We start from the raw sequence: 11,306 nt of genomic DNA, 5'->3' as shown, positions 1-11,306 counted from the left end.
ATCCTGCCTGAAGGCCAGCGCGCTGGACACAGGCACCGTGCGGGTGCCGGCATGACACGGGCCTGTGCGCTACCGGTGCGTAGGCGGGGCCGCCACCGAATCGCGTGCGATCAGGCGATGCGGCACGACATGATCCCGCAGTACGGGGGCGTTTCCGGCCGGGCGACGGATGGTGCGCAGCAGGATATCGATGGCAGCATTGGCCATCGAGGCGATCGGCTGATGGATCGTCGTCAGTTCCGGCCACACGGTGGTCGCGGCCGATGTGTCATCGAAGCCCACCACCGACAGGTCGCGGGGAACCTCCAGGCCGCGTCGGTGCGCCACGGAGATGGCGGCTGCCGCCATGTCATCGTTGCTGGCGAAGATGGCCGTCGGTGGCCGACGCTGGGACAGCAGCTTCTCGGCGGCGGCCAGTCCGGACCGGTAGGTGTAGTCGCCGTGCTGGACCAGGCCGGGTTCCACCGACAGTCCGGCTTCCTGCAACGCGGTGACGAAACCATCGTAGCGACGCGCACTCGCGCTCAGATCCCGGCGCCCGCGGATGAAGCCGATGCGGCTGTGGCCCTGCCGGATCAGGTGCTCGGTCATTTCCTTGCCTGCGTTGAAGTCGTCGATGCGGACGCAGGACAGGGCCTCGCTCAGGCGCCCCGATGCGATGGCCACCACCGGGATGCCGGCCTTCACCAGTTCACTCACGGCCGCCTGCGATTCGCACAGCGGCGGCGGCAGGATCACCCCGTCGACGCGGCTGGCCAGGGCACGCGCTGCCGTGCGCTCGGACTCATCGTCAAGGTTGTCCCAGTAGTCGATGACCAGTTGGATGGCAGAGCTGGACGCGACGCGCAGCAGCCCGACCAGCAGTTCGCGCAGGTAGGCACCGCTGGGATTGGTATAGATCAACGCAATGCGCGTGTGCTGCGCAGCGGCCAGCGAACTGGCCGCCAGATTGGGCGTATAGCCCAGCTCACGCACGGCACGCATCACCCGCTCGCGGGTGACGTCCCGCACCTTGCCCTGGTTGATCACCCGCGACACGGTCATCGGCGAAACGCCGGCAAGGGCCGCAACCTCGTCGATCGTCACGCCCGCGGTTCTGCGGCGAACCGATTTCTTCGGCTTGTCCAATGCACGATCCCTTTGTTCTTGGTGGCGTTGCCGCGCAGGTGCGAGGGCAGATGATGAACCGTTCCGGCGCCGGTCGTAGTCTACAAAGTCGAATGTTAACGCCGTTGTTCCGTGCTGTCGGCGGACGGCTGTGCGCCGCCCTTGCCTTGCTGGCATGCGCCGGTGGCGCACATGCGGAGGATGGCTACGCATTGTGGATGCGCTACGTGCCGGCGGCCGTGGAGGTCGCTGCCGGCTATCGGCTGCAGCTGGGCGAGGTGGTCGGCCCTGACCAGACGCCTACCCAGCGCGCCGCGCGTGATGAACTGGCGCGCGGCCTTCCCGGGGTACTGGGAAAGGCACCGCCCATCCGCACGGACCTCGCCGGTGATCGCGCCCTGGTGCTGGGCACGCCGCAGTCCTCGATGCTGGTCGCGCCGTTCCGCGAAGACATTGCCACCTTGGGTGAGGATGGCTACCTGATCAGGAAGGTCCGCAGCGGAGGACGCGATCTTCTGCTGGTGGCGGCACGGCAGGACATCGGTGTGCTGTACGGCGTGTTCCACCTGCTGCGGCTGCTGCAGCGTGGCGGATCGCTGGAGTCGCTGGACGTGCGGGAATCGCCCCGGGTTGCGCTGCGGGTGCTCGATCACTGGGACAACCTGGATCGCTACGTCGAACGCGGCTACGCGGGCAGCTCCCTGTGGGACTGGCAGACCCTGCCGCAGTGGCGTGACCCGCGCTATACCGACTACGCCCGCGCCAACGCGTCGCTGGGCATCAATGGCACCGTACTGAACAACGTCAATGCCAGCGCCCTGAGCCTGTCGCCGGCCTATCTCGCCAAGGCCGCCGCGCTGGCGGACCTGTTCCGCCCCTACGGCATCCGTGTGTACCTGAGCGCACGCTTCAGCGCGCCCATCGAGCTCGGTGGCCTGGCCACGGCCGATCCGCTGGATCCGGAGGTGCAGCGCTGGTGGCGGAAAAAGGTCGAAGAGATCTACGCCCTCATCCCGGATTTCGGCGGCTTCCTGGTCAAGGCGAACTCGGAGGGCCAACCGGGCCCGCAGGATTACGGCCGCTCCCATGCCGACGGTGCCAACCTGCTGGGCGATGCCCTGGCGCCGCACAACGGCGTGGTGATGTGGCGTGCCTTCGTCTACTCGCACGAGGTGCCGGAAGATCGCGCCAAGCAGGCCTACGGTGAGTTCATCGGCCTGGACGGTGCCTTCCGCCGCAACGTGATCGTGCAGGTGAAGAACGGGCCGATCGATTTCCAGCCCCGCGAGCCGTTCCATCCGCTGTTCGGCGCGATGCCACGCACGCCGTTGATGATGGAGTTCCAGATCACCAAGGAGTATCTGGGCTTTGCGACGCACCTGGTGTACCTGGGCACGCTGTACGAGGAAGTGCTGCGGGCCGACACCCGGGTACGCGGACCGGGCTCCACGGTCGCGCGTGTGGTCGACGGTTCGCTGCACGGCCATGCGCTGACCGGCATCGCCGGCGTCGCCAACATCGGCGTGGACCGGACCTGGAGCGGCTCGCACTTCGATCAGGCCAACTGGTATGCCTTCGGGCGGCTGGCCTGGAATCCGCAGCAGTCTGCCCGCGCCATCGCTGAAGACTGGGCCGCGCTGACGTTCTCGCCGGACCCGCAGGTGACCGGCCCGATCGTGCGGATGATGATGGCCTCGCGCGAAGCGACGGTGGACTACATGACCCCGCTGGGCCTGCATCACCTCATGGCCCGTGGGCATCACTACGGCCCCGGTCCCTGGGTGGATGGGGGGCCGCGCGCCGACTGGACGTCCGTGTACTACCACCGCGCGGACCGGCACGGCGTGGGCTTCGACCGCACCTCGGCCGGGAGCAACGCGGTATCCCAGTATGCCCCGGCGGTCGCCGCGGAGTACGGCGACCTGGCGCGGGTGCCGGAGTCGCTGCTGCTGTGGTTCCATCATGTGCCGTGGGATCACCGCATGCGTTCGGGGCGGTTGCTGTGGGACGAACTGGTAGGACGCTACTCGCGTGGCGTGCGCCAGGTGCAGTCCCTGCAGGCTACCTGGGCAACCCTGCAGGGCCGGATCGATCCACAACGCTATCAGCACGTGGCCGCGTTCCTGCAGATCCAGCAGGAGGAGGCGCAATGGTGGCGCGATGCCAGCGTGGCGTACTTCCAGTCGCTCAGCGGCCGGCCGTTGCCGCCCGGCGAACCGCCACCGCCGCACCCGCTGTCGTATTACCAGGCATTGCAGTTTCCTTTCGCACCGGGGGATGGACGATGAGCATGATCGGACGGGCCGGGCGGGCGGCCTTGCTGCTGGCCCTGGCTGCAATGGCCGGGTCCGTCGCGGCACGGGAGCCGGGGGCGTTGCTGCATCCGCTGTTCCAGGATCATGCCGTCCTGCAGCGTGATCGGCCGATCGCGGTCTGGGGCCAGGCGCCTGCGGGGCAGGAGGTTTCCGTGACCTTCGCCGGGCAGGCGCTGACCACGCAGGCGGATGCCACGGGCCGATGGCACGCCACGCTGCAACCGACTCCGGCAGGCGGCCCCCACATGCTGCAGGCAACGTCCGGCAAGGACATCCAGATCGCCCGCGACATCCTGGTCGGCGATGTCTGGCTGTGCTCCGGACAGTCGAACATGGAGCTGCCCGTGTGGCGCGCGCTCAATGCAGGCAGCGAGATCGCCTCCGCCACGCTGCCGACGATCCGCCTGTTCACCGTGCCGCAGGCCGCGGCGGTGCAGGCGCAGACGACATTCCAGAGCGCGGTTGCCTGGACGCCGGCATCGCCCGCCACGGTGCGCGACTTCTCCGCGACCTGCCTCTACTTCGCACGCGAGCTGCAGCGCACGGTCGCCGTGCCGATGGGATTGATCCAGGCCGCCTGGGGCGGCTCGCGGATCGAGGCATGGACCAGCGTCGAGGCGCTGCGCGCGCAGCGGGGCATGGCAGAGCCCCTGGATATCCTCGCGCTGTATGCCGGTGCCCCCCTGGCGGCACGCGCACGCTGGGGGCGGTACTGGCAGCAGTGGTGGGCGACGCGCGATGAGGCTGTGCCCGGCGCAGCGCCGTGGCGCGCGGAGGCCAGCGACATCGGATGGCAACCGGCGCCGGCAGCGCTGGGCGCATGGGAGCGGTGGAACGTCCCGGCGCTTGCCGATTACAACGGCATGGTGTGGTATCGCACGCAGGTCATGCTGAGTGCGGAACAGGCGGCGCAGGGCGCGACGCTCGAACTGGCATCCGTTGACGAGACGGACATGACCTGGGTGAACGGTGTCGCCGTGGGCAGCCAGTATGGCGCCGGTGAGCGGCGCTATCCGCTGCCGAAGGGGCTGTTGAGGGCTGGCTCCAACAGTGTCGCGGTCAACGTGCTGGACACCTACGGTGAAGGTGGCCTGGCCGGCCCTGCCACCGCACATGCGGTGATCCTGGAGGACGGTCAGCGGGTGGTGCTGGATGCGTCCTGGCAGTACCGGATGGCACCTGGCGGACAAGCGCCCCCGTTCGCTCCCTGGCAGGCGGCGACGGGTCTATCGACGTTGTACAACGGCATGATCGCGCCGCTGGGCGCGTTCGGACTGCGCGGCATGCTGTGGTACCAGGGGGAGTCGAACACCGGCGACGGCGCCGGATATGCGGCACTGCTGCGCTCGCTGCGGGATGACTGGCGACGCCAGTTCGGTGCAGGCACGCCGTTGCTGCTGGTGCAACTGGCTGGCTATGGCCAACCGCCCGTCGCCCCTGCGGACAGCGGATGGGCGCAGGTGCGCGACGCACAGCGCCGGGTCGCGGCCGAAGATCCCCGCAGTGGCCTCGCCGTGACCATCGACATCGGCGATGCCTACGACATCCACCCACCGAACAAGCAGGAACTGGGTCGCCGTCTGGCCCGGGTCGCGCGCCACGTCATCTACGGCGAGCACGCAGTGGCCCCGTCAGGGCCGGATGCGGCCAGGGCCCTGCGCGTGCCGGCAGGCGTGGCCGTCGAATTCGAGGATGTCGACGGCGCCCTGGCAGCAATCGGTTCGAAGCACCCCATCGGCTTTGAACTCTGCGATGCCGCTGCCCCGCGCTGTGAGTACAGCGACGCCGAACTGGATGGACGCCGGGTGGTGTTGCGCAGCCTGCCTTCCCTGCGCCCGACGCATGTCCGCTACTGCTGGGCCGATGGCCCGGTGTGCACGCTGCGTGACAGCAGCGGGGCGCCGGCCGGTCCGTTCGAACTTCCCATTGCCGACGCCGAGGCCCGACGATGAAGATGTTGTCCCTGCAGCACCCTTCTGCCCGGCGCGCCCGGGTGTCACTGGCGCGCCGGATGCTGGCAGCGATGTTCGCGCTGTCGGCGGCGACCGCCCATGCCGCCTCGCCAGAGGCCGCGCCGCCGGTGTACTTCGACTGGTTCGAGTACCGCGGTCATGACACCGCGTTTGAGGCGCCGCTGCCGGCGGGCCACTACCGCAACCCGATCCTGGCCGGCTTCCACGCCGATCCGAGCATCGTGGGCGCGAACGGGAAGTTCTACCTGGTCAACTCCAGCTTCACCTACTACCCGGGCATTCCGGTGTTCGAGAGCGTCGACCTGGTCCACTGGAAGCAGATCGGCAACGTGATCGACCGTCCGACACAGCTGGATTTCGACGGTCTGAGCGTCTCCCGCGGCATCTTCGCGCCCACCATCGAGTTTCACGAGGGAACCTTCTACGTCGTCACCACCGCGACCGACAGTGGTGGCAATTTCATTGCCACCGCGCGGGATCCGGCGGGACCGTGGTCCGATCCGCACTGGTTGCCCAGCATCGATGGCATCGATCCGTCACTGTTCTTCGACGACGATGGCAAGGTCTATCTGATCAACAACGATGTGCCGCCTGGTCCGGCGCGCTACGACGGCCACCGCGCCATCTGGATGCAGCAGATCGATCTGTCGGCCTTCAAGCCGGTCGGCCCGCGCAGGGTGCTGGTCGATGGTGGCGTGGAGCCGTCGAAGAACCCCATCTGGATCGAAGGGCCGCACATCTACAAGCGTGAGGGCTGGTACTACCTGTCCGACGCCGAAGGCGGCACAGGGCCGCAGCATTCGCAGGTGGTGCTGCGCAGCCGTGATGTATGGGGGCCGTACATCCCCTATCCGGGCAATCCCATCCTGACCCAGCGCGAGCTGCCGGACGACCGGCCGCTGCCGATCACCAATGCAGGGCACGCCGATCTGATCGAGGGCCCGGACGGCTCGTGGTGGGCAGTGTTCCTTGCCAGCCGCAATTACCAGAAGCGGCACTACAACACCGGGCGCGAAACCTATCTGCTGCCGGTTCGCTGGCAGGATGGCTGGCCGCAGATCCTGCCGACCGACCAGGCCATTCCCTATGTGGTCAAGGCACCGTCCTGGATGCAGGGGCAGGCGTCCCAGGCGCCGCTGACCGGCAACTTCGTCGACCACGACCCCTTTGATGGGCCGACGCTTGCCGCCCACTGGCTGCGCGTTCGGGTGCCCAAACAGGCCTGGGCCGACCTGGGTGACCGGCCGGGCATGCTGGCCGTGCACCCGCTTGCGGAGAATCTGGACACGCTGCGCAATCCGGCGTTCCTCGGTCGCCGCCAGCAGCATCTGCGCTTCGAGGCGAGTACCGAGATGTCCCGTCCGGCCATCGGTGTCGCGGCGGGCCTGGCTGCATTCCAGAGCGAGGCCTACTGGTACTTCCTTGGCGTCCGCAGCGTGCGCGGTGATCGTCTGTCGGTCTTCCTCGAGGGCCGCGACGGCAGCGGCACCACGCGAACGCTGGCCAGCCGCGAGGTCCCCGCATCCGCGGTCCTGCGTCTGAAGATCGCCGGGGATGAGGCCGACTACGCGTTCTCGTTCGATACCGGTGACGGGCAGGGCTGGCAAACGCTGGCACGCGATGTGGATGGCACGGTTCTGAGTACTGATCGCGCAGGCGGCTTCGTAGGCGCACTGCTGGGACCATTCGCGCGCGATGAGCGCGCCGGGAGGAGCAAATGATGATATCGACTTCGTCCAACGGCGCTGTACACCGCGGCACGCGGCATGGCCGGCGGGCGCTTTATGCTGCGCTGCTGTGCGTGGCGACCGCCGCGTCGGCCGCTGCGCCGCGGCCGTGGCTGGATGCTTCGGCCAGCTTCGAGCAGCGGGCCGCATCGCTGGTCGCCCAGATGACGCTGGAGGAGAAAGCCGCGCAGATGCAGAATGCCGCGCCGGCGATCGAGCGCCTCGGTGTGCCGGCCTACGACTGGTGGAACGAGGGGCTGCATGGCGTGGCGCGGGCAGGGCAGGCCACTGTCTTTCCACAGGCCATCGGACTGGCGGCGACGTTCGACGTGCCGCTGATGGGCGAGGTGGCGACGACCATCAGCGACGAGGCCCGTGCGAAGCATCACCAGTTTCTCCGCGAGGGATCGCACGGGCGTTACCAGGGGCTCACGTTCTGGTCCCCGAACGTCAACATCTTCCGTGACCCGCGCTGGGGCCGTGGCCAGGAAACCTACGGCGAGGATCCCTACCTGACTGCCCGCATGGGCGTCGCCTTCGTACGTGGCCTGCAGGGCGATGACCCGGTGTACCGCAAGCTCGATGCCACGGCCAAGCATCTGGCCGTGCACAGCGGGCCGGAGGCCGACCGTCACCACTTCGACGCGCGGCCCAGCCGGCGCGACCTGTACGACACCTACCTGCCGGCGTTCGAGGCGCTGGTGAAGGAGGGCGATGTCGATGCGGTGATGGGCGCATACAACCGGGTGTACGGCGAGTCAGCCAGTGCCAGCCGGTTCCTGCTGCGCGACGTGCTGCGGCGTGACTGGGGCTTCAAGGGCTACGTCGTCTCGGACTGCTGGGCGATCGTCGATATCTGGAAACATCACCGGATCGTTGCCACCCGTGAAGCCGCCGCAGCGCTGGCGGTCAGGAATGGCACCGAGCTGGAGTGCGGACAGGAGTACGCCACGCTGCCCGCAGCCGTGCGCCAGGGCCTGATCACCGAAGCGGAGATCGACGACGCGGTGACACGCCTGTTCGCCGCACGGATGCGCCTGGGCATGTTCGATCCACCGGAGCGGGTGCGTTGGGCGCGGATTCCCGCCTCGGTCAACCAGGCGCCCGCGCACGACACCCTGGCGCTGAGGGCCGCCCAGGAATCGCTGGTCCTGCTGAAGAACGAGGGGGTACTGCCGTTGTCGCGTGACCTCAAGCGCATTGCCGTGGTCGGTCCCACGGCTGACGACACCATGGCGCTGCTCGGCAACTACTTCGGCACACCGGCCGCGCCGGTCACGATACTGCAGGGTATCCGCGATGCGGCGAAGGGTATCGACGTGCGCTACGCCCGTGGCGTGGACCTGGTCGAGGGGCGTGATGATCCCAGCGCGACGCCGCTGATCGAGCCGACCTTCCTGCGGCCGTCGGCGGCGTCGACCGAGCGTGGCCTGCGTGGCGAGTACTTCCGCACGGCCGACCTGTCGGGCACGCCGGCACTGGTCCGCACCGACGCGCAGATCGGCTTCCGCTGGGACCGCGGCTCGCCAACCGACAATCTGCTTGCCCGTGGCGAGGCGGCGCCGGGGCAGGGCATTCCGAGCGATGGTTTCAGCATCCGCTGGACCGGACAGCTGCTGCCGCCGGTATCCGGGCGCTATCGGCTGGAGGTGGCCGGCGACGACGGCTTCCGCCTGTATCTGGACGGCAAGCGCGTGCTGGACCACTGGGTGAACACGGATCGTCTGCACGCCGAAGGTATCGACGTCGATCTGCAGGCGGGCCGCGCCTATGAGCTGAAACTGGAGTACTACGACGACGAGCGCGATGCGGGCGTGCGGCTGGGCTGGCGCATGCCGGGCGCCAAGGCACCCTTCGACGAAGCCCTTGATGCGGCCCGCGACGCCGATGTCGTGGTGTTTGTCGGCGGCCTGACCGGCGACGTCGAGGGCGAGGAGATGACCGTCAACTATCCGGGCTTCGCGGGTGGGGACCGGACCGATCTGCGGCTGCCGGCACCCCAGCGCACCCTGCTGGAGGCACTGCATGCCACCGGCAAGCCGGTGGTGATGGTGCTGACCGGCGGATCGGCAATGGCCGTTGACTGGGCCCAGGACCATCTGCCGGCGATCCTGATGAGCTGGTACCCGGGGCAGCGCGGCGGCACTGCCGTGGGCCAGGCGCTGTTCGGCGACGTCAACCCCGCGGGTCGCCTGCCGGTGACCTTCTACAAGGCCGGTGAAGCGCTGCCGGCGTTCGACGACTACAGCATGGAGGGCCGTACCTACCGGTACTTCCGCGGCACCCCCCTGTATCCGTTTGGCCACGGGCTCTCGTACACCCGCTTCGATTACGCAGCACTGCGCATTGATGCGGACAGGATCAATGCCGATGGCCGGCTGGGTGTGCACGTGGACGTGACCAACACCGGCACACGCAGCGGTGACGAGGTCGTGCAGCTCTATGTGCGACGCCAGCAGGCCGGCAGCGACGAGGCCGTGCAGGAACTGCGTGGCTTCCAGCGTGTCCATCTCGCCGCCGGCGAACGGCGCACCGTGACGTTCTCGCTTGAGGCACCGCGGGACCTGCGCCGTTATGACCAAGCGGGCGGTGCCTATGCGGTGCCACCCGGGGCCTACGAGGTGCGGGTCGGCGCCTCGAGTGCCGATATCCGCGCGCGGGCCGGGTTCTCGGTGGAGGCCGTGCATGGCAAGCACTGAACACACCCTCACGGTGCGCGAGAAGCTGGGCTACAGCCTGGGCGATCTCGCGGCGAACCTGATCTTCCAGACCCTGATCACCTATCTGGCGTTCTTCTACACCGATGTCTACCGGCTGCCGCCGGCAACGGCGGCTACGATCATCTTCGTGGTCGGCATGCTCGGTGCGTTCGTTTTCACCCCGCTGATCGGCATCGCCGCAGACCGCACCTCGACGCGGTGGGGGCGGTTCCGTCCGTGGATCCTGTGGACGGCGATCCCGTTCGGCGTGCTGTCGCTGCTGGCGTTCAGCACGCCAGAACTGGGCGAGCGCGGCAAGGTCATCTATGCGCTGGGCACCTACGCTCTGCTGGTCTTCGTCTATGCAGCGAACAATCTGCCGTACTCCGCACTGAGTGGTGTGCTGACCGGCAGCATGGCACAGCGCAACAGCCTGTCGGCCTACCGTTTCGTGGCCGTGATGATCGCGCAGTTCATCATCCAGGTCCTACTGATGCCGCTGGTGCTGATCCTGGGTGACGGTGACCGCGTGCGGGGCTTCGAACAGGTGATGACCGTGTTCGCCATCGTCGGGACGGTGTTCTTCCTGATCACCTTCGCCACCACGCGCGAGCGCATCGTTCCCACCCGCGAGCAGACCGGAGGCGTGCTGCAGGATCTGTCTGACCTGCTGCACAACCGGCCGTGGCAGGTGATGCTGGCCCTGACCGTCCTGGTGTTCATCAACCTGGCGCTGAAGGGTGGCACGTACATCTACTACTTCCAGTACTACATGAGCGACGCTGCGCTGACCGGCTTCCTGGAAAACTCAGGATTCAACGGCCTGATCAGCGCGCTGAACGCAGGTCTGGGTAGTGCCGGATTCGCCGGCTTCAGCTGGCCCAGGGACGCGGCAACCTCGGCCTTCAGCCTCTTCAATGCCTGCGGAATCATCTGCATGATCCTGGGCATCGGCGTGTCGCGACGGCTGGCAGACCGCTTCGGCAAGCGTGACGTCTTCGGCGGCGCACTGTTCATCTCAACCCTGTTCCTGCTGGCCTTCTACCTGTTTCCGCCGACGGCGGTCGGCGTGGCCTTTGCTGCCTTCATGCTGCATGGATTCTGCTACGGCATCACCATCCCGCTGCTGTGGGCGATGATCGCCGACGTTGCCGACTACTCGGAATGGAAGAACCATCGCCGGGCCACCGCGATCATCTTCTCGGCGATGCTGTGCGGCCTGAAGATCGGCCTCAGCGTGGGAGGCGCCCTGGTCGCCGGCATTCTTGCCCACTACGGCTACCAGGCGGGTATGGCGACACAGCCCGAGGGCGTGGTCGAGGGCATCCGCCTGACCGTAAGCGTCTACTGCTCCCTTCCTTTCCTGCTCGCCGTGGCGCTGCTGTTCGCGTACGAAATCGACAAGCGCGCGGAAGCCCGCATCGAACAGGACCTCCAACTGCGTCGCCACTCGGCCGACGCATCCGCGTAACCCAACGATGACGA

At 67.8% G+C, this 11,306-nt stretch carries 6 protein-coding genes; 5 read left to right on the top strand and 1 reads right to left on the bottom strand.

Annotation, left to right across the window (positions count from 1 at the left end; translation table 11 throughout):
• Positions 1–69: 69 nt before the first annotated feature.
• Positions 70–1,128, bottom strand: coding sequence for a LacI family DNA-binding transcriptional regulator (locus tag ACVOMM_RS06935; RefSeq protein ID WP_053516379.1), 1,059 nt, complete (start codon positions 1,126–1,128; stop codon positions 70–72).
• A 92-nt stretch (positions 1,129–1,220) separates the two neighbouring features.
• On the opposite strand from ACVOMM_RS06935, the gene ACVOMM_RS06930 reads away from it, so the two are divergent.
• Genes ACVOMM_RS06930 through ACVOMM_RS06910 form a run of 5 tightly spaced genes read left to right on the top strand, consistent with a single transcriptional unit; the run spans position 1,221 to position 11,292 of the window.
• A complete protein-coding gene (locus tag ACVOMM_RS06930; protein ID WP_481526047.1) occupies positions 1,221–3,395 on the top strand; it encodes an alpha-glucuronidase family glycosyl hydrolase in 2,175 nt (724 codons plus the stop codon).
• Positions 3,396–3,397: 2 nt separating this feature from the next.
• Positions 3,398–5,374 carry a sialate O-acetylesterase gene (locus ACVOMM_RS06925; RefSeq protein WP_481526063.1) on the top strand — a complete coding sequence of 659 codons (1,977 nt, stop codon included), beginning with the start codon at positions 3,398–3,400 and terminating at the stop codon, positions 5,372–5,374.
• A 59-nt stretch (positions 5,375–5,433) separates the two neighbouring features.
• Entirely contained in the window at positions 5,434–7,116 is a 1,683-nt protein-coding gene (locus tag ACVOMM_RS06920; RefSeq protein WP_481526062.1) for a glycoside hydrolase family 43 protein, read from the top strand.
• Positions 7,116–9,821 (top strand): glycoside hydrolase family 3 protein, encoded by a 2,706-nt coding sequence (locus tag ACVOMM_RS06915; protein WP_481526046.1) that lies wholly within the window; start codon positions 7,116–7,118, stop codon positions 9,819–9,821. Before ACVOMM_RS06920 ends, ACVOMM_RS06915 begins: the two co-directional genes overlap by 1 nt.
• On the top strand, positions 9,808–11,292 hold the full coding sequence (locus ACVOMM_RS06910; RefSeq protein WP_263178300.1) for an MFS transporter: 1,485 nt from the start codon (positions 9,808–9,810) through the stop codon (positions 11,290–11,292). Before ACVOMM_RS06915 ends, ACVOMM_RS06910 begins: the two co-directional genes overlap by 14 nt.
• The last annotated feature ends 14 nt before the right edge of the window (positions 11,293–11,306 follow it).

The organism is Stenotrophomonas sp. STEN009 (assembly GCF_056760395.1).
The sequence above is the reverse complement of the archived record's forward strand: the minus strand, read 5'-3'. Positions and strand labels throughout refer to the sequence as shown.